A 20,023-nucleotide genomic window follows, 5' to 3' on the forward strand; every position below is an offset into this window, starting at 1 on the left:
AAATAACTGATTTACTTTATGAAAGTAGAGTATAAAAGTCGGTTTTTAACACTTTAAAAAAACAAATAAAGCATGAAAAATTGCTTTATATGACACCGCTTTGTCATATAATTGTCATAATTAAATTGAACAATATGGGGATTTTAAAATCCTCTATTCCTGCCTGCATGAATTCTAAACAAACTCCCGTAGATTCAGCGCACACGTCGACTACTCAAAAGTCTACGAATGTTCATGTGCCTACACCGAAATTCTTTATGCCGGTATTTTTAACGGTGATTATTTCAACGTTGATTTATATTGGTTTTCAGGTGACTGCCGATTTAGCGCATGTTCCGCCTTTAAGTCTTTATTCAATGATTTTATTGGGCACAGCCTTATTCATCGCACTTGGCTTTGAATTTGTAAATGGTTTCCATGACACTGCAAACGCAGTGGCAACAGTGATTTATACCAACGCCTTGTCAGCACCAGTTGCGGTAATGTGGGCAGGTTTCTGTAACTTTCTGGGTGTAATGGTTGCCAGTGGTGCAGTCGCTTACGGCATTATTGCCTTATTACCTGTTGAATTGATTATGAATGTCGGTTCAGGTGCTGGTTTTGCCATGGTTTTCGCTATGTTGATCGCAGCGATTTTGTGGAATTTAGGGACTTGGTTCTTAGGCATCCCAGCGTCTAGTTCGCATACTTTGATTGGTTCTATTCTTGGCGTTGGCATCATGAACTACCTGTTAAATGCAGGCGGTGGTGCGAGCGGTGTAGATATGGAGCAGGTGCTTAAAGTGGGTAAGGCGTTATTGTTCTCTCCACTGATTGGTTTTGCATTTGCGGCTCTCGTTTTCTTGTTGGTGAAGCGTATTTTCCGCAAACAGCTTGAACTGTTTCAGCCACCAGAAGGCAATAAGCCACCACCACCACTGATTCGTGCAATTTTGATCTTTACCTGTACAGGTGTAAGTTTTGCGCACGGTTCAAATGATGGTCAAAAAGGTATGGGTCTGATCATGCTGATTTTGATCGGATGTGTGCCATTGGCTTATTCACTGAATAAGAACTTAGATAATCAACATATTCAATCTTTCCATCAGTTATCTGCTCAAACTGCGACGGCGATCTACGCAGAGCATAATGATATTCCTGATGCAAAGGCACGTGATGTACTCACCAAATACATTCAAACTAAAGAAGTCAGCCCAGAAGTTGTGCCAGCTTTGGCAAGTTTGACGGATCATTTAGGTGAGCGAGTTGCACAGTATGGCGACTTAAAAGATATTCCTGAACAAGAAGTATCTTCGATTCGTAATGATATGTACTTAAGTACCACTGCTTTTAAACGTCTAGATAAAGCTGAGCAACTACCAGCAATGGCAGAAGCTGAACAAAAGACTGTGAAGGAATATCGTAGTCACTTAGACTCCTTCTTACAATACATTCCAACATGGGTGAAAGTCGCTGTTGCATTAGCACTGGGTCTTGGAACCATGGTGGGTTGGAAACGTATTGTCGTGACTGTAGGTGAGCGTATTGGTAAAAACCACATGACCTATGGTCAGGGTATGTCTGCCGAGCTTGTTGCTATGTCAACGATTGCTGCTGCGGATGGTTTTGGTATGCCTGTATCGACTACACACGTACTTAACTCTGCGGTTGCAGGTACCATGGTCGCGAATAAATCGGGTCTGAACTTTACAACAGTGAAGACCATTCTATCGGCTTGGGTCTTCACTTTACCTGCAACGATCTGTCTATCAGGTTGCTTGTACTGGTTATTCTTGAAAGTGTTCTAAGCAACTCAAATTCCAGATATAAAAAAATGCTGCTTCGGCAGCGTTTTTTTATGGCTGTATCTTAGACATCACCGATTTGAATGGGATGGCTGAGAGCTGAAATGGAATAGTCAAACTAACAAGTTGAAGCTTTGAAAAGTTCAACACTTATTTGAACCAATGCAGTTACGCTTTTTTAAACAGTCCCAATACTTTTTTCACGGGCAATTTCTCTTCAGCAAAACCATACAGCGCTGCAAAAGGTAAGGCGGTACGTGCCAAATAAGCCACACGCCATAAGCCACCATGGTTGGCACCATGCATCATGAGTTCTAATGGATGGTCTAGCGCTGTTTCAGGGTTAGCAACCGATTGAGGATTTCTCAAGTCGTGAATCCATAATGCAGCCATGAGTGCATTGGTGGTTTCAGGTTGGAAGGATTCCACATCAAATAAACTCGCACCATTAAATGCGGCTTTTAATAATGGATTCTTCGTCACTGAGCGGGTCGTGGTGGATGGCGCAATATTGATACTAACCCGCTGACCATTTTGACGTGCGACAGTTGCGCGCCATTGTTGGATACGTTTTGCGAGTGCGTAGTTTGGACCTTGTTCCACCACCAAACAGTCAGCGATACCATAGGATTTTCCATTGTCTGCTGTGGTGGTTTGCTCATTATTTTGCTTAAAGAAATGCTGACCTGTGACTTTCGCAATACTTTGTGTCAATAGTTTTTGTGCAGAAGCACGGTTTTGGAATTTGGCTTGCGCTGCCGTAACAATCTCTTCTGGCACCGCATAGACATCGGTCGGAGTACACATAAACATCAAGCTGGTGTCGGCTTTTTGTTGGCTGACATAGGCCATGATGCTGTCCATTGCCATTGCAACACGAACATGCTTTTCACCATCCAAATAGGCAATTGCAGCCAGATCAAGCTGATGTTCACTTTGTGCAAGCCACTGTGCAATTTCAGGAATGTGTGTCAGTAAATTGGCACCCAATTTGTGTTTTAGTTCTTGAATGGGTGTGTCTTCATGCACAGCGTCGAGACTTGGCGCATATAAAGTGGCATTACCGGCCTGAACCGTGCTTAAGATTCGATCCCAAACACGTTCATTATTGAGGTCAATTGCCACAATATTGGCTTTCCATTTTGCTAACCACGTCAGAGGGCCAGCTTCGGAGGCAGCACCAAAAAGCACCATTGTCCGATCTGACAAATCGAACCATTCTGGGTGGGCAATGGCTTCACGTAATGCGTCTGCATGACTGGCTTCAATGATGCCAGTATCTTGCCATTTTTGAATTTGATCCAGTAAAGCCTCACCTTGTAGTTTTTGCCCATGATAGGGCACATACCACTCAGGCGCTGCATCACTTTCACCTTTTAATTTTACGGTATGCAGCGGATGTGCAGTCAAAGCTACTGCATCTTTGAGCGTATGCTTTTCTTGATCACGATAAAACTCAAAGACGTGATGCGCTTTATTTAAACCTTGCTCAGCAATGTTGATCGCTGCTTCAGATGATTGAATCCCTTGTTCAACCAAGGCTTTAAAATATTCAGGATATTTTTTACGCCAGTTTTTTTCTTGTTTCGCACGTACAGAAGACTGATGGTCAACTGCAGCTAAGGCTTCAGCGATAATTTCACGACCGGTTTTAGATGTACTCGGCTTTAGGTTTGAAGCCGAAATGGGAAATTGAAGACCTTCAGTTGAACTAGACATGCAAAATATCTCAGCTAATTTTGTCATTAATATACAGATGTATACATTATCTATGCCAAATTAAAAAATAGGGTGGCATAAAGTGCCAGATTTATATGATTTGTCATGTGCTTTTGTGAACTTTCGTAGAATATACAGCGTCAATTTTTATTGTCGGAATTGAAAAAGCCTTCGGTTTGAAGGCTTAAAAGAAGAGGGCATGAAATCAGCAACGGCAAATCAACAACGGCCTTTTTTAGCCTGTCCGGGCGGGCAAAAGTCGCCATGTCGATCTGGGTACTTATGAGGATAGTGATTACGATCTGGGTCGACCACGATACTGCCTTCACGGGTGTGAACGGCACAAGCACTCAACACGCAGGTCAACAGCAAACTTGAGAACATCAGGACTATTTTCATTGGAATTTTCCCTTTTTTATTCTGTGTCATTTCAGTTTAAATCAGGGCAAGGATAGATAGCGTTTCAATCTGCTGTGAAATTGTATAGCTCGATATTCAAAGTGCGGTGCTGTAAATGTGTGAAATTGGCTAAAGAAAAAATTAAAGGACATTTCGATTTAACGCAGCACAATAAAAAAGCCTAAACTGAAACGGTTTAGGCTGTCATATTACAGGTTCAATCAGTTTGATTTTTAGACTTATCCTTTAGAAAGGAACGTTTAATAACTGACTTAAGAAATGTGGAATGAGCTTCGGTTCAAGAATAATCGTCATGATTACACCATACGCTGCGCCCCAAAGGTGTGCGCTGTGGTTAATGTTGCTGTTGCCACGTTTACCTGACCAGATACTATAAGCAACATATAGCACGGCAAAAATAATCGCAGGAACAGGAATAAAGAATACAAAAATCAGTTTCCACGGCTCAAACAAGATATAAGCAAAGAGTACTGCAGATACTGCCCCAGAAGCCCCTAAACTTGCCCAATGGGTATCATGCTTATGTTTTAAATAACTCGGAATAATCGCAGCGATCAAACCGCCTAAATAAAACAATACAAAGCCCATGTCGAAGAAATATTGGCGATAAAAACTTTCAATCACGCTACCAAAGAAAAATAAGGTAATCATGTTGAACAATAGGTGCGCGCCATCTGCATGAATAAAACCATGGCTAATAAATCGGTCATATTCGCCACGACTGAGGGCTGGCGGCCAAAATAACAAACGATTCATCACTTTCTGATTTGAAAATGCAATCAGTGAAATCACCACCGTAATCAGGATAATGGTCACGGTGTGGTTAAAGGGTAGACCCAACATATATGACTATTCTACTTGTTAAAATTTATGCTCAATAATGCCATTAAAACGGCTTAAAGCGTGAACTTTCAGAATAATTCCGACAATTTTAGTTGATTTTTTTCTAATGCCCCGCATCTTAAGTTAAAATAGCGACTTCAGCTTGAGGAAATATTGTAATGTCGACTGAGAACAACAGCACAGCAGTTGCTGAAGAAATTCCAAACCTATTGATCACTCCAAATGCCCAAGAGTATTTGAAAGATCTTTTGGATAAACAAAATACACCGGGCATTGGTGTACGTGTTTTTGTGGAAAATCCGGGTACGCCACGTGCTGAATGTTGTATGGCTTACAGTGCACCAGAAGAAGTTGTGCCTACAGACTATAAACAAGACTATCCAGATTTCCCTGCATTTATTGACACACCGTCTATTCCATATCTTTTGGATGCGGTGATTGACTATAACAAAGACCGTTTTGGTGGTCAGTTAACTTTCCGTGCGCCAAACTCAAAAGTGCCACGTGTGGGTCCAGATGCCTCTGTAGAAGAGCGAATCACTTATGTTCTACAGTCAGAAATTAACCCTGGACTTGCAGGTCATGGTGGTAACTGTGCATTGGTAGAGGTGGTTGAAGATGCAGAACATGGTTTAACTGCAGTGCTTAAATTCGGTGGTGGTTGCCAAGGTTGTTCTTCAATCGATTTAACCCTGAAACAAGGTGTTGAAACAACATTGAAGCAGCATGTACCTGAGTTAATGCGTGTTGTTGACCAAACGGATCACAGTAATACTGAAGGTGCTTATTTCAAATAAGTTCAGTATTGTTATAAAAAAGCCGCAATGATGCGGCTTTTTTATTGTCTAAATCAAAAAAACGAAGATTTTTAGATATTTCTAGGGTTTTTACATCAAAATGATAAGCTATATCACAAATATAAATGAGAATGATTATTAAAATTAGTTGCAATATTGTTCGTGGTAGTTACAATGTGCAACACAATATTCAAGATTTCTCCATAAATACGTTCATTTGGAAGCACTCAATGACCAAACAACTATTCAAATCAACGCTTACACTTTCAATACTCTGTGCATTGGTAAGTTTGTCGCATGCAGAAGATGTGCAAACTGAAGCATCAGATGAATCCGTAACGAAGATGGAAACCATTGTTGTTACTGCAGCAGAACAGGTTAAACAATCATTAGGTGCTTCAAAAATTACGGCAGAAGATTTAGAAAAAATGCCGGTTGTGAATGATATTTCAGAGTATGTGCGCCGTATGCCGGGTGTGAATTTGACTGGTAACAGTGCCACCGGGCAACGTGGTAATAACCGTCAGATTGATATCCGTGGTATGGGGCCTGAAAACACGTTGATCTTAATTGATGGCAAGCCTGTAAATTCGAGAAACTCAGTACGTTATGGCTGGCGCGGTGAGCGTGATACACGTGGTGATTCGAACTGGGTACCTGCGGATGCTATTGAATCGATTGAAGTGCTGCGTGGTCCAGCAGCAGCGCGTTATGGTTCAGGTGCGATGGGTGGTGTGGTCAATATTAAAACCAAGAAAGTGACCAACGACGTGCATGGCTCTGTGGAAGTTTTTACCAATCAACCTGAAGACGCTAAAGAGGGCGCAAGTCACCGTGAAAGCTTTAACTTAAGCGGGCCAATTCTCAAAGATGTCCTTTCATATCGGTTATACGGTAGTTATAACAAAACCGATTCAGATGCTGCGGATATTAATGCCTTAATGGACAATGGCGCGCGTATGGCGGGTCGAGAAGGCGTAGAGAATAAAGATATTGCTGGGCGCTTGGCTTGGCAGTTGAATGATCAACAAGTCTTGATGTTTGATGCAAGTGTTGGCCGCCAAGGCAACCGTTTTGCAGGCGACAGTCAAAACAGTGTATTTGATCCAGCCGATCCAAACAAAGCACCAATTTTATCCGCTTTAATCGGTGAAGAAACCAATACCATTTATCGTGATAGTTTTGCATTAACTCATGAAGGTACGTGGGGTTGGGGTGACAGTAAACTCATAGCGCAATATGACAAAACCAAAAATAAGCGCTTACCTGAAGGTACAGGCGGTAGTACAGAGGGTCAGATTAATAATCTTGAAAATAAACAAACGTCACATCTAGAAACCATTCGCTTTAATGCAGAAGCCAATCTGCCGTTCCAATGGTATGTCCCACAAGTATTAACTTTAGGCACTGAGTGGGTCGAAGATGACTTTACCGATACGGTTAATACACAAGCTGGCGCAGGCGGTTTTGGTGATGCGCTGACTTCAGGTGACCGTTCACAAATGGATTCACGGATTGCGTCGGCCTATATTGAAAATAATATGAATTTGGGCGAAAGCACCGATGTTGTTTTGGCACTGCGTTATGATAATCATAGTAAATCGGGAGATAGCTGGAGTCCAAGTCTCAATATTACGCAAAAACTTGGTGACTATTGGACACTAAAAGGTGGTGTAGCTAAGGCGTATAAAGCACCCAATATGTACCAAAATGCGGAAGGTTATCTGTTAAGCACTCGCGGTAATGGCTGTCCAATTGGGCTGAGCCAATGTTTATTACAAGGTAATGGCGATCTCAAACCTGAAACTTCAGTGAATAAAGAATTAGGTGTACAGTTTGAAAAAGACATCGTAAATGCAAGCTTTGCATGGTTCCGTAATGATTATAAAAATAAGATCGTTGCAGGGGATACACGTCTAGAAGAACTAGAAGTAAATGGAACAACATATAATGTACTGCGTTGGATGAATACGCCAGAAGCCTTGGTGGAAGGTGTTGAAGGAAGTATTTCTTTGGACTGGGGTGATATCACGTGGACCAATAACGTCACCTATATGATCAACTCTGAAGATAAACGTACTGGCAATCCACTTTCAGTGATTCCAAATTACACCATAAACTCTATTTTGAACTACAACATCACGGATCGATTAGACAGTAACTTTGTCTATACCCAATATGGTCGTCAAAAACCACGTCAATATGCAGAAACTAGTCTTGAAAGCAAAAATGGCTTGGCGATGGATAGCGTGAAAAGTTATGGCATTGCAGGCATTAACTTTGGTTATAAATTTAATGCGGCTTTAAGTGCTCGTATCGGTGTGAATAACCTATTTGAGGAGCAAAAACTGCGTGATAAAACGGTCAACCAAACATATAACGAGCCGGGTCGAGCTTATTATGCAAGTTTGAAATACCAGTTCTAAGTATTTCTAAAAGAAAAGCCGCTTAACGCGGCTTTTTTTATGTTGGGATATTTAAAATTTTCAGTGCTTCACTTGAGTAGTAGAATTGTTCTAAATAGAGACGTGAACGCTCACGTATATAACCCGACTCTATCATCTGTTGTACGATAGGATTGAGTAAGTTTTGAAGTTCATGCTGAATCAGTGCTTCATCAATATTTAAATCACGTAGCAATAAATCAAAAGGGCGTTCTGCATTGCGCACGTACCAAGCGTATACGCCATCATGCACTTGCTGTTTCATATACTCAGACTGTCGCATAAAGTCCCAAATTTCATGACCCATGGCAACTGTTTGCGGCAAGTCCTGAACTTCAACATAGTTCTTTAATACTGAAACTGGCAGCGCTTTAATTTTATGCCACAAATTGGCTTGAAAATGGTACAGCTTATGATCATCAAAGTGCTGATTTAACACGGTTTCACTCATTTGACTGAGCTTTAAAATATTCTTTTGTAAGTATTTGCTGACTGCATTATCTAAATTGGTATCAGTGACATTTTCCAGTACCGATTTCCCCATTTTCATAAATCGTGAAACACCGGGGACAGATTTCGCAATAACTGAGTTGTCTAAATAATCTTGTATCGCATGTTGAATCAACTGACTGATCATGGCTGAAAATGCAGGATTGTTGACCATGGTATGAATTAAACGTTGACGATGTCCCTGTTTACTCGCCACATACTGTGCAATTTTATCAATGGTCAACACAGGAATGATTTCGGCAATCGTGGTGCTGTCATTTGCAGGATGAATCAGTGCAAATTTGATATGTTCAGCAATTTGCTCAATCAGAAATTGACTTGCAGGGGTATTTAAAATTTGTTTCTGCAACAAGGCATTGATTTGATCAAAACTCCAAATCTGCTGCAAAGATTGTTTACGAAACCATTGATAAAAATGGGTGAATTCAGTGGCTACGGTATCATTGTGTGAAAAGCTCTGATCTAAAAAGTTCAGTTGAGCGTCAATCAACTGCTCAATCATCGGGTTTTTCTGCATACTTTCCCTGAAGTCCCAGTGATGGGGATCTAAAAATGGCGAATGCTCAGTTTAACTGAATCAGTTTATCTACCAAAGGGTTTTTAAACTTTTGACTTTTCGCAAGGAAAGGCAAGTAATGGTCTGCAACTTGTTGTTCGGCTTCTAAGATTGGCATATGACCGACGTTATTTAATATCACTGGGGTTTCCGCACGTTTCAGTAAAGACTTGAGTTCGCTAGCCACTTCAACATTAAAGATTTTATCTTGTTTGCCCCAAAGGATCAGGGTTGGGGCTTCCACCGTTCGGGTTAAACGAGCAAAAGTTTCAGGGGTGTAGATTCGATTGAGCGTGACGACTTGATCGATCATTTTACTGGTGAAGGGCGCACGCGCAATTAAGATATTTTCCTGCGCTTCTTTAAGCTGTGTCGGAACATTAGGCGGATTCTGCATGAGTTTATGCATAACATCATCTAAATCCCCCGGTTTTGAAACGATTAAATTTTTAAGTTTATACGGGTCACGGGTATAACTGGTATTGGCTTGTTTATAAATGCCCGCGCTGTTGAGTAAAAATAAACTTTGGGTATCAAAAGGATATTGAGAGGCATATACCGTGGCAATGGAACCACCCAATGAGTGACCTGCAACATTCAGTTTATCTTCAATATCTATTTTAAGGACAAACTGGCGTAGTTGTTCCGTGACATTCGGGACAGAGACATCAAAATCGACAGGGACATGGGTATCGCCATTGGCCGGAAGGTCAGGGATGATCACGTGATAGTTCGGTGTTAAATAATGCGCAACACGGTTCCAATTATCACGTGTGCCGCCTAAACCATGAATGAGCAAGATGGTCGGTTTAGAGCGTTGACCACCTTCGCTATAACTCCAATTCACATTCCCGACTTGAACACTGTGTGTGACTAAACCAGCCGCTTTACGTTCTTGGCTCAAATAATTTTGCACGATAGAAGGTACGGCCAGGTTTTTGCTGATGGGAGACGGATTTGCAGCCAAAGCATGGTTGGCAGTAAACGTCATACAGCAAATTGTTGCTAGCTTGAAAAAGCCAAAAACGCGTGAATGATGTCCTTTCATTGACGTTTACCCCAGTTAAATCGAATCGATATATTTTTTAGATCATTTATATGACTATTATCAGAATGGGCTGAAATAGTAAAAGCGTATATTTATGAAATATATTGTAAATTAAAAATGACCTTTGTCATCCATTGCTTTTTTGATGTGGTTAAACTTGCGGTTTAATAATGTGAACCATTACAGAAAAAATAATTTTTTTTGATGAATGTGGAGTAGCATTTTCTATCAAGTTGCATCGTCGTAGAAAAAATTCACAGCAATTGTTTTTGCAAGTGACAATCGATTCGACTGGGATTAAAATATTGCAACTTCGGATAAGGGTAATTAGAACATGCTAGCAGCAGCAGAAGCTTTAGATCGTTTAAAAAAAGGGAATCAACGTTTTGTAAACGGTGAAACGAATCACCCAAAGCTTTTGACGCATCAACAACGTGCTGAAATGGCCGAAAGCCAAGAACCTTTTGCGATTATTTTAGGGTGTTCAGACTCACGTGTTCCTGCTGAAATGGTATTTGACCAAGGCTTAGGCGATTTATTCGTGATTCGTGTTGCAGGTAATATTGTGGCACCGTCTCAAGTCGGTAGCGTGGAATTTGCAGCAGAAAGCTTCGGTTGTCCTGTGGTCATTGTATTGGGTCATACACACTGTGGCGCGATTCATTCTACGATTGAAGCTTTAACTAACCCTGCGACACCGCCATCAGCGAACTTGATGTCGATTGTGAACCGCGTTCGTCCATCTGTAGAAATACTTATGCAAACTGAATTGAAAGATGACCTTGAAAAACTTTCAATGCATGCAGTACGTTCAAACGTTTTTGCATCAGTAAATCAACTGCGTCATGGTTCAGCAGTCCTCGAAAACTTAATTGCGCAAGGCAAATTAAAAGTGGTGGGCGCTGAGTATTCACTCGAAACAGGTGAAGTAAGCTTCTACGATTTCTAAGCAAATTACAGTAAAGACAAGATATTAAAAAAGGCGCTCAAATGAAGCGCCTTTTTTATGAACCGATTTTCACCAACTAAATTTATAAACTTGCTTTGATCAATGGATAAGCATTGTTCAGCAAAATTGTTTGCGCTTTGGCATTCGGGTGGATCTGATCTTGTTGCATTAAGTTTTTATGTCCCGCAACCCCTTGCATAAAGAAAGGCAATAATTTGACTTTGTACTGTTGGCTCAACACTTGATAGTTATTTTCAAAAGCTTGGCTATATGCCTTGCCATAATTCGGTGGAATTTTCATTCCAAATAAAATGACTTTCGATTTGGCCTGTTGGCTTTTTTGAATCAGCTGCGCTAAATTTTTTTGAATTTGTGCAGGGGGCTGTCCGCGTAAACCATCATTACCACCTAACTCAATCACCACAAGGTCTGGACGATGAGTTTGCAACAGTTTAGGCAGTCGTGCCAAAGCTCCACTGGTGGTTTCACCGCTGACACTTGCATTGACCACTTTATGTTGTTTCGGATACTGTTGGTCTAGACGTTTTTGTAATAAGTGGACCCAACCTTGCTGCACTGAAACACCATAACCTGCACTTAAGCTATCGCCCAAAATCATAATGGTTTTGGCAGAGAGCAGCATCGGGCAGAACATCAGTGCAATAGCCAGCAAGTAACTCAATAGACGATTATTTTGAATGCGATTTTGCATATAGGGAAGATATGACCCAACTCACGACAGATGTTGACATCATGCCACAGGCGATTATTTCTGCACAGCAATTGACACAAAAGATACAACTTCCACAAAAACAGTTATCGATCTTCGAACAACTCGATCTTGAAATCTTTGCAGGGGAACAAGTTGTGATTACTGGTCGTTCTGGTTCAGGTAAATCCACCTTGTTGGGTATTTTGGCGACCTTAGATCAGGCTAGTTCGGGACAATTACGGGTCTGTGGTCAAGACATTCATCTATTAAATGAAGAACAGCGTGCTCAAGTCCGTTTGGCTCATATTGGATTTGTCTTTCAGTCTTTCCAGTTGTTGCCACATTTAACGGCACTGGAAAATGTCATGCTGCCGCTACGGCTACAAGCAAATTTTCAGGTCAAAGCCGCCGAAGAAAAAGCATTAAAACTGTTAGCAAAGGTCGGACTAGAACGCCAAGCGCATCAAGCTCCCAAAGTTTTATCCGGTGGTGAGCAGCAACGGGTTGCGATTGCCCGTGCTTTGGTGAGTGAACCCGATCTGATCTTTGCAGATGAACCGACAGGTAATTTAGACAGTGCAACGGCACAGGAAATTGAACAATTGTTATTTCAGTTAAATCGTGAAATGGGAACCACATTGGTATTGGTGACACATGATGCCGATTTGGCCCGTCAATGTCAGCGCCATTTTGAATTGGTCAATGGTCAATTGATTGAGCATCGAACAGGAGATGCTGCATGAATCTTTTGGCACTGTTTCGACCACTCTTACAGCTGAGTTTTAAAACCACGGGTGTGTATTTATTATTGATCGCACTAACCTTGGCGATCAGTGCCACCACGGCTTTAAAGTTTAGTAATGTACAAATTCAAAATGCTGTAGCGCTACAAGCTGCTGAAATGTTGGCAGCAGATTTGGTGCTCACAGGCAATGAACCAATTCCACAAGAGTGGCGACAACAAGCCAAAGCACAGCAATTAAAACAATCGAATGTCACGCTATTTAGCAGCATGGCGCACACTGATCAGCAATTTGTCATGGTTAATGTCAAAGCCGTTGATGCTGCATTTCCATTACGAGGTGAACTCGAAACAGAACCGAAACTAAACCGTTCTATACAAGCAGGTGAGGTCTGGTTAAGTCCTCGTGCCATGGATTTATTGGGTGTAAAGGTTGGAGATCAGATCAATATTGCTGATGCTGCTTTTCAAGTCAGTGCCAAAATCATCCATGACACCAATCAGGAACTCGGTTTCAGTGGTTTTTCACCGACAGTTATGATTGCGCAGTCTGAGGTGGCGAGAACCAATGCCATCCAAGTAGGAAGCCGGATTGAATATCGCCTGTTAATGGCTGGAGATGCACAAAATACACAGCGATTTGAAAAACTGTATAAGCAGAAATTTGGCGATCAAAGCGAAAGTGGTGCTGCTAATTCAGATCATGCGCAGGTTCAAGATGCGGCTCAAAGTAGTTTAAAACTGAGAAATGCCAGTGAAGGCAATACCCGCTTGATGAAGCCGATTGCCAACCTAGAAACGTTTTTACAGTTGGCCAATATTTTAACCATTTTACTTTGTGGCATCGCCATCGCATTAACCAGCCAGCGTTATGTCCAACAAAATCAGGATGCCATTGCACTGATGCGCTGTATTGGATCGACCAAACAGCAAATATTAAGTGCTTATCTGGCTTTACTGTTGGTAGTACTCGGGCTTTCAATCCTGTTTGGAAGTTTGATTGGTCTGGGATTGGGTTATGGCTTATTGCAACTGATGCTACAGCTGATTCCAAATTTACAATTAGAGTTTTCAGCCCTTTCCATGCTGCTTGGCCCGCTTCCAATCGCAATATTTACCAGTGCAATCGTGCTATTAGGGTTTGTTCTTCCAAGTCTTTGGCAATTATTAGGGACTCCGCCTGCACGGGTGATACGACAACAAGAGCGTTCAGTGCGTTCCATGCTTTGGATGCTCAGTTTCGGCACACTCAGTTTGGTGGTGTTTTGTGTGGTTTTAACTGAAAATTTACAACTCACCCTGTGGCTGATTTGCGCCATCATCTTCCTGTGTGTTGGCCTATATATGATGGTCTGGCTCAGTTTGAAAGCCTTGAAAAGTTGGGGGACGAAAATCTCAGCGTATATACGTACACCGTATCAAACGGCATTTCAAATTACCGCATTGGCATTGGGGCTAAGTCTGATCACGGTTTTAGCGGTATTGCGTACGGATTTGCTGGAACGTTGGCAACAACAATTGCCACAAGGGACACCTAACCAATTTGTCTATGGTTTACCGCCATTTGAGTTACAGGATTTTAATCAACAACTCAAGCTGCATGGTTGGCAAGGGACGCCGATGTACCCAAATATTCGTGGGCGTTTAGTTGCCAAAAATGATCTCCCTTTTTCGGATGCCTTAATTAAAAGCAATAATTCATTACGCCGTGAATTGAATCTCACACAGGCTGCAACTTTTCCAAAAGATAATCAAATCATCGCGGGCAATCAGCAGTTTCAACAGGTCAATGAAGTATCGGTAGAAGTGAAAACCGCACAAGAGCTCGGTATTCAAATTGGAGATCGACTGAGTTTTAGCCTTCCTGAAGGGATTTTGCAAGCCAAGGTGATCAACCTTCGCAGTGTAGAGTGGGAAAGCTTTAGTCCAAACTTCTTCTTTATTTTTTCTCCCCAAACTATGGATGAAAATGCAGGCAGTTATTTGGGGAGTTTCTATGTTCCACCGCAAGATAAAAGTCAGTTAATTGATCTGATTCAGCAGTTTTCGAATACCGTGTTTATTGATGTTAGTCTAATTTTGGATGAGATCAAACGCATCGTCAGTGTATTGGTTCAGATTATTACTATCTTGGCGCTATTGGTCAGTATTTCAGGCATTTTGGTCTTGATCGCATGTTTGAACTTATTTATGGATGAACGCAAAAAAGAAGTGGCATTACTGCGTTCCTTTGGCAGTTCCAAGCAAAAGCTAAAGTCGATGCTCAGTTTGGAAGTTGGTTTGATGGGGCTAATTTCAGGTGTCGTGGCGTGTATTTTTGCCGAAGTAATCAGTGCGATTGTCAGTTATAAAATGGAACTGGTCATCCAACTACATGCAGAAATTTGGTTGATCCTCCCATTGGTAATGACCTTAGTCTGTACATTGATCGGACGTTATCGCTTAAGTTATCTTTGCGACATCCCACCCTTAGAAAGTTTGCGTGAACTAAATAGTTAAGCGTGGAGAAGGTTAACGGTTGAGCTAATTAAAAGTGGAGCAAGAACCTAGTGCGTAGTTTGGATTTAGACAAGATTTGACGTGTTTTCAACATGTCTGTGTTGATAGCCACTGGGTTCATTCCACTATTTAATGTGCTGTGAGCGATTGCTTCATCAGCAGGATAAAGTGTTCCCAAAGCGGTAAAATCGGTTGGATTAATTGTTGGCAATGCAGATAAAACAGATAGCATCCGACAGTTGCGGCGATTAGACCGATCATTTGAATGATTAGGGATTGATGTACTTTTTGTCCTAAATACCAAATAAAAGCCAACGCAGCCCCCATCAACATGCCGCCAATATGCGCGGCATTGTTAATCCCACTAATCATAAAGCCCATCGCGAGGTTAATCCCCATCACCATCAATAAGGTTTTTTTATCCAGATAAAATTGCTGTTTAGGTAACATGGGGAGCAGCGAAATAATCGTCAGCGCTGCACCGAGACCCATCACTGCACCCGATGCGCCTGCACCAATACTCGGAAAAAGTTGCTGATTGGCTGCACCTTCGGCCAATAATGCATAGCTGTCCTGAATGGTTAAATACCCACTCAATAAACTTCCCATCAGTCCGGCTAAAACATACAGGCCGAGGAAGTAGAAACGACCTAACATTTGCTCGGCAACACTGCCAAAAATATACAAAGCCCACATATTCAACATCAAGTGAATCAGGCCAAAATGAAAAAACATACTGCTGAATAAGCGGATGGGTTCCTCTAAAAAGGTTAAAGGTGCATAATCAGCACCCCAACGCAAAGCATCCAGTGTGTCGGGTTGGCTTACGTTCATTCCATGCAACACTTGCCAGCCAAAGAGTCCAACATTGATGGTAATTAAGAGTGCCGTGATCCACCACAGTTGGATTTGCAGCTTACGGGTTGATACAGCAGGAGGGCTGAGTTCAGACATGCTATTCTTGTACTGTGTCAAAAAATTTAAAAATAAGCTTAACATGAAAAAACAGAATTTCTGGAGTAACACACTGACATGAAAGCCTTTATTGTTCGTACATTGTTAATTCTTGTCAGTCTTGTGCTTTTGGTGCAGCTTTGGATCTTTGGTAGTCTGGTGTGGTGGCGTACACATCCTGTGGAATCCACGATGATGATGCGATTAGATTATTGGTCAGAGCCGTCTAAACCGATTAAGCATGAATGGCGTGATTACGACCAAATCAGTGATTATGTCAAACATGCTGTTGTTGCCGCGGAAGATGGCAAGTTTTTACAACACAAAGGTTTTGATTGGGAAGGCATGCAAAATGCCTTAGAACGCAATAAAGATAAAGGCAAAGTAGTCGCAGGTGGGTCTACCATTTCTCAGCAATTGGCAAAAAACTTATTTTTGTATAACAAGCGTTCATTTATTCGAAAAGGGCAGGAAGCCGTTGCAACATGGATGATGGAGCGCATGTGGACGAAGCAACGCATTTTAGAGGTATATCTCAACTCGGTTGAGTTTGGGGATAACATTTACGGCGTAGAAGCTGCAACACAGCACTACTTTGGTAAAAGTTCAAGGAGTTTGAGTCGAGAGCAAGCAGCGTTTATTGCGGCTATTTTACCCAATCCAAAATATTATGATGAAAATCGACAAGATCGTAAGCTAAATTATCGTAAGCGCATGATCCAAAAATATATGCGTTATAGCCATATCCCAGATTAAGAACGATCTAAACACTCGTCAAATGGCATGGCAGTGATTTGAATTACAACAAAAAGCTCATATTAATGGGCTTTTTTTATGAAATTGTCACAAATTTGAAGCATACTAAACTGAGTACAGCACACATTTTTTAATATGGGTTTGAAATGAATACCGCAGCTGAAGTCGCGCAAGTACCTACTGAATATACTTATAATGATCGTTATATTAATCGAGAGTTATCGATTCTCGACTTTCATCTGCGTGTGCTCGAACAAGCGGTTGATCCGATACATCCATTACTTGAACGCATGAATTTCTTGCTGATCTTTTCACGTAACTTAGACGAATTTTTTGAAATTCGTGTTGCGGGAATGATGGAACAGCTAGACTTAGGTAATGAAAGCCGCAGTCCAGATGGCTTAACACCAAAACAAGTATTAGATGAAATTTCTGCGACAGCGCATGCGGCAATTGAGCGCCAGTATCGTATTTTAAATCAAGAAATTTTACCTAAACTGCGTGAAGAAGACATTTGCTTCTTACGTCGTGGTGAATTAACCCCTGCACAATCGGCTTGGGTAAAAAAGTATTTCCAAGAACAAGTTGCACCAGTTTTAACCCCAATTAGTTTAGATCCTGCACATCCATTCCCTCGCTTAGTCAACAAATCGTTGAACTTTATTGTGACTTTAGAAGGGAAGGATGCTTTTGGTCGTCAGATTGACTTAGCCGTTGTACCTGCACCGCGTTCGCTGCCACGTGTCGTTCGACTCCCTGATGAGTTAACAGGTGGCAAAGAGCATCATGTGATGCTATCGGCAATTATTCATGAACATGTCTCTGATTTGTTCCCCGGCATGACGGCGACGGGTTGCTACCAATTCCGCGTGACGCGTAATGCCGATTTGGCTTTAAATGAAGATGTTGAAGATTTGGCTAAAGCCCTGAAAGGTGAGTTGAATTCACGTCGTTTTGGTCGTGCTGTTCGCTTGGAAGTGACAGAAAATTGTCCGCAGCATATTTATGAATATTTGCTTGATGAGTTTGATTTAGAAGAAGAGCAACTCTATAAAGTAGATGGGCCAGTTAACCTTGCACGTTTACTGTCAAACTTTAAACGTCCACATTTACGTTATGACGCACATATTCCGGTTATTCCGAAAGTACTCAAAAAATCTGAAAACATTTTTAGTGCGATGCAAAAGCAAGATATTTTGCTGCACCATCCCTTTGAATCATTCGCACCGGTAATTAATTTACTGCGTGAAGCTGCACGTGATCCACAAGTTTTGGCCATTAAACAAACGCTTTATCGAAGTGGCGCAGATTCGGAGATTGTGCAAGTTTTAGCGGAAGCAGCACGTAATGGTAAAGAAGTCACCGCTGTAATTGAGCTTCGAGCACGATTTGATGAAGAATCAAACATTGCTGTGGCCAATGTATTACAAGAAGCTGGCGCAGTTGTCGTGTATGGCATCGTGGGCTATAAAACTCATGCCAAAATGATTTTGGTGGTTCGCCGTGAAAATAATAAATTGGTGCGTTATGTGCATTTAGGTACGGGTAACTATCACGCGGGAAATGCGCGTATCTACACGGATTACGGTCTATTAACCACAGATAAAGAACTCTGTGAGGATGTACATCGTATTTTCCAAGAACTGACCGGAATGGGCAAAATGGCGAAGTTGAAAAAACTGCTGCATGCGCCATTTACCTTACATACTCAACTGATCAATTATATTGATAATGAAATTGCCAATGCAAAAGCAGGTAAGCCTGCGCAAATCATTGTCAAGGTCAATGCATTAACTGAAGTTCAGTTGATCAATAAACTGTATGAAGCTTCACAAGCGGGTGTGCAGATTGATTTAATTATTCGTTCTATTTGTTGTTTACGTCCAGGTTTACCGGGGCTGTCTGAAAATATTCGCGTGCGCTCTATTGTTGGGCGCTTTTTAGAGCATACTCGAGTGTATTATTTCAGTAATAATGGTGATTCACGTATTTTTTGTTCAAGTGCAGACTGGATGGATCGTAATTTATTTAATCGCGTGGAAGCCTGTTTCCCAATTGAAGATCCAGCCTTGAAAAAGCGTATTTATCAATTAGGTTTAGTGAATTATCTAAAAGATAATCAGCAAGCTTGGTTGCTCCAAAGTGATGGGCGTTGGATTCGTACGCATGTTCAAGAGGGTGAGGAAGCACACAATTCACAGCATGTCCTTATAGAAGCATTTAAATAAATGCGTTAGAAAAGTAAAAGGGAGCAATGCTCCCTTTATTTTTTTAATTTATAAGTTTTTTTGAATCATTTATCTGAACTAAATTTAGCTGTAGCTACTAATTTTTCGGTAGATATTTTTAACAAAACCATCAATTTGATACGTTGAAAGTTTTAACTCACGGACCATCTGCTCTTGAGTCGCGCTATGGCTGACCATATCTAAAATTTGGTATTCAGCTGGATTCAGACTGAGCTGCTTCGGCGCTGCATTTTGCGGACTAAAAGTTTCACTCAATAAAAATTTAGCAAAACTAGGATGAAGGGCAGCCCCACCTCTTAAAATGGTTTTCAGTTGGTTATAAGTGTCTTCAATCGGTTGTTGAATCAGCATATAGGCGGTTGCACCGATCTGAATCGCATGTAAGGTTAAATCAGCAGATTGTTCATTGACTAAAATGATGAGATTACTCGAAGGATAGATCTTTTTAATTTTATGGATGAAAGAGATATCAGACTGTTGCGTGACCACTAAAAAGATTAAATTGGGCAATTGATTGAAAATTTGTTGTTCCGCATCTGCTAAATTTTCTGAAAATGTAATGAGGTCTTCAGGATAACCGAGGTCTCCTAAGATGTTAAACAGCACTGTTTTTGAAGTCATTGATTGATGATCAATGATCAAAACGGGTACTGGCAATAAAAATTCACTCATCATACATTTCGCTCATTTATTATTTTTAATCAAATTGCATTTCCATAATTTGCACGAATGCGAATCATAAAAATATACCTAGAAGTTGGGATTTATACATCAAAATATAATTAAGTTATTGTGATTTAATAGAATTTAAATAGCGTATATTTTTGGTGTTTTTCATTATTTTGAATGAAAAGATTTATGGTTTTTTGTTTTTAATTTTAGATTTATTGGTTAAATAACAATTAAATTTGTATTCGGATTGAAAAAAATAATCGAAATGTGAATATCGTATTTTGACAACGGATAAATTGGACTGTTTCCGATATGAATTTATTTCTATCTATTGCTTAGTTATTTTAAATATAAAGCGTAGTAAATATT

General features: G+C 40.9%; 16 protein-coding genes. 8 read left to right on the plus strand and 8 right to left on the minus strand.

Annotated features, from left to right (window positions below):
- Positions 1 to 167 precede the first annotated feature (167 nt).
- The gene (locus tag FTU16_RS04465) at positions 168 to 1,787 is read left to right on the plus strand and encodes an inorganic phosphate transporter (RefSeq protein ID WP_180007497.1); all 1,620 of its coding nucleotides are present in this window, start codon (positions 168 to 170) and stop codon (positions 1,785 to 1,787) included.
- A gap of 165 nt (positions 1,788 to 1,952) precedes the next feature.
- On the opposite strand, the gene FTU16_RS04470 is transcribed toward FTU16_RS04465, so the two are convergent.
- The 3 genes from FTU16_RS04470 to FTU16_RS04480 form a co-directional block, all read right to left on the minus strand.
- Positions 1,953 to 3,503 (minus strand): hypothetical protein, encoded by a 1,551-nt coding sequence (locus FTU16_RS04470; RefSeq protein WP_180162784.1) that lies wholly within the window; start codon positions 3,501 to 3,503, stop codon positions 1,953 to 1,955.
- Positions 3,504 to 3,722: 219 nt separating this feature from the next.
- The gene (locus tag FTU16_RS04475) at positions 3,723 to 3,902 is read right to left on the minus strand and encodes a hypothetical protein (RefSeq protein WP_180162785.1); all 180 of its coding nucleotides are present in this window, start codon (positions 3,900 to 3,902) and stop codon (positions 3,723 to 3,725) included.
- Between the two features lie 246 nt (positions 3,903 to 4,148).
- Complete coding sequence (locus tag FTU16_RS04480) at positions 4,149 to 4,766, minus strand: rhomboid family intramembrane serine protease (RefSeq protein ID WP_111884441.1); 618 nt, start codon at positions 4,764 to 4,766, stop codon at positions 4,149 to 4,151.
- 158 nt (positions 4,767 to 4,924) lie between these two features.
- Between FTU16_RS04480 and nfuA the strand changes: the two genes are divergently transcribed.
- Together nfuA and FTU16_RS04490 are read left to right on the plus strand one after the other, a co-directional pair.
- A complete protein-coding gene (gene nfuA, locus FTU16_RS04485; RefSeq protein ID WP_078189947.1) occupies positions 4,925 to 5,563 on the plus strand; it encodes a Fe-S biogenesis protein NfuA in 639 nt (212 codons plus the stop codon).
- Positions 5,564 to 5,793: 230 nt separating this feature from the next.
- Positions 5,794 to 7,989 carry a TonB-dependent siderophore receptor gene (locus FTU16_RS04490; RefSeq protein ID WP_180162786.1) on the plus strand — a complete coding sequence of 732 codons (2,196 nt, stop codon included), beginning with the start codon at positions 5,794 to 5,796 and terminating at the stop codon, positions 7,987 to 7,989.
- 37 nt (positions 7,990 to 8,026) lie between these two features.
- On the opposite strand, the gene FTU16_RS04495 is transcribed toward FTU16_RS04490, so the two are convergent.
- Positions 8,027 to 9,034 carry a hypothetical protein gene (locus FTU16_RS04495; RefSeq protein WP_168379238.1) on the minus strand — a complete coding sequence of 336 codons (1,008 nt, stop codon included), beginning with the start codon at positions 9,032 to 9,034 and terminating at the stop codon, positions 8,027 to 8,029.
- Between the two features lie 46 nt (positions 9,035 to 9,080).
- Positions 9,081 to 10,121 (minus strand): alpha/beta fold hydrolase, encoded by a 1,041-nt coding sequence (locus FTU16_RS04500; RefSeq protein ID WP_373683886.1) that lies wholly within the window; start codon positions 10,119 to 10,121, stop codon positions 9,081 to 9,083.
- A gap of 334 nt (positions 10,122 to 10,455) precedes the next feature.
- Here FTU16_RS04500 and FTU16_RS04505 point away from each other — a divergent pair, with 334 nt between their 5' ends.
- Complete coding sequence (locus tag FTU16_RS04505) at positions 10,456 to 11,070, plus strand: carbonic anhydrase (RefSeq protein WP_078189941.1); 615 nt, start codon at positions 10,456 to 10,458, stop codon at positions 11,068 to 11,070.
- Positions 11,071 to 11,152: 82 nt separating this feature from the next.
- Here FTU16_RS04505 and FTU16_RS04510 read toward each other — a convergent pair whose 3' ends face one another.
- On the minus strand, positions 11,153 to 11,782 hold the full coding sequence (locus tag FTU16_RS04510; protein WP_078193022.1) for an arylesterase: 630 nt from the start codon (positions 11,780 to 11,782) through the stop codon (positions 11,153 to 11,155).
- Positions 11,783 to 11,793: 11 nt separating this feature from the next.
- Here FTU16_RS04510 and FTU16_RS04515 point away from each other — a divergent pair, with 11 nt between their 5' ends.
- Together FTU16_RS04515 and FTU16_RS04520 are read left to right on the plus strand one after the other, a co-directional pair.
- Positions 11,794 to 12,525: an ABC transporter ATP-binding protein gene (locus FTU16_RS04515; RefSeq protein ID WP_180162787.1), complete on the plus strand. Its 732-nt coding sequence runs from the start codon at positions 11,794 to 11,796 to the stop codon at positions 12,523 to 12,525.
- Positions 12,522 to 15,023: an ABC transporter permease gene (locus tag FTU16_RS04520; RefSeq protein ID WP_180162788.1), complete on the plus strand. Its 2,502-nt coding sequence runs from the start codon at positions 12,522 to 12,524 to the stop codon at positions 15,021 to 15,023. Before FTU16_RS04515 ends, FTU16_RS04520 begins: the two co-directional genes overlap by 4 nt.
- A gap of 129 nt (positions 15,024 to 15,152) precedes the next feature.
- Here FTU16_RS04520 and FTU16_RS04525 read toward each other — a convergent pair whose 3' ends face one another.
- Complete coding sequence (locus FTU16_RS04525; protein ID WP_180113048.1) at positions 15,153 to 15,977, minus strand: rhomboid family intramembrane serine protease; 825 nt, start codon at positions 15,975 to 15,977, stop codon at positions 15,153 to 15,155.
- A gap of 78 nt (positions 15,978 to 16,055) precedes the next feature.
- Between FTU16_RS04525 and mtgA the strand changes: the two genes are divergently transcribed.
- Together mtgA and ppk1 are read left to right on the plus strand one after the other, a co-directional pair.
- Complete coding sequence (gene mtgA / locus FTU16_RS04530) at positions 16,056 to 16,733, plus strand: monofunctional biosynthetic peptidoglycan transglycosylase (RefSeq protein WP_078193019.1); 678 nt, start codon at positions 16,056 to 16,058, stop codon at positions 16,731 to 16,733.
- Between the two features lie 146 nt (positions 16,734 to 16,879).
- Complete coding sequence (gene ppk1 / locus FTU16_RS04535; RefSeq protein ID WP_180113884.1) at positions 16,880 to 18,961, plus strand: polyphosphate kinase 1; 2,082 nt, start codon at positions 16,880 to 16,882, stop codon at positions 18,959 to 18,961.
- Positions 18,962 to 19,045: 84 nt separating this feature from the next.
- Here the strand turns inward: ppk1 and FTU16_RS04540 are convergent, their stop codons facing one another.
- Entirely contained in the window at positions 19,046 to 19,657 is a 612-nt protein-coding gene (locus FTU16_RS04540) for a response regulator transcription factor (RefSeq protein ID WP_180066510.1), read from the minus strand.
- Between the last annotated feature and the right edge of the window lie 366 nt (positions 19,658 to 20,023).

Origin of the sequence: Acinetobacter sp. YH12069 (genome assembly GCF_013419675.1) — a bacterium.
GTDB lineage: Bacteria > Pseudomonadota > Gammaproteobacteria > Pseudomonadales > Moraxellaceae > Acinetobacter > Acinetobacter amyesii.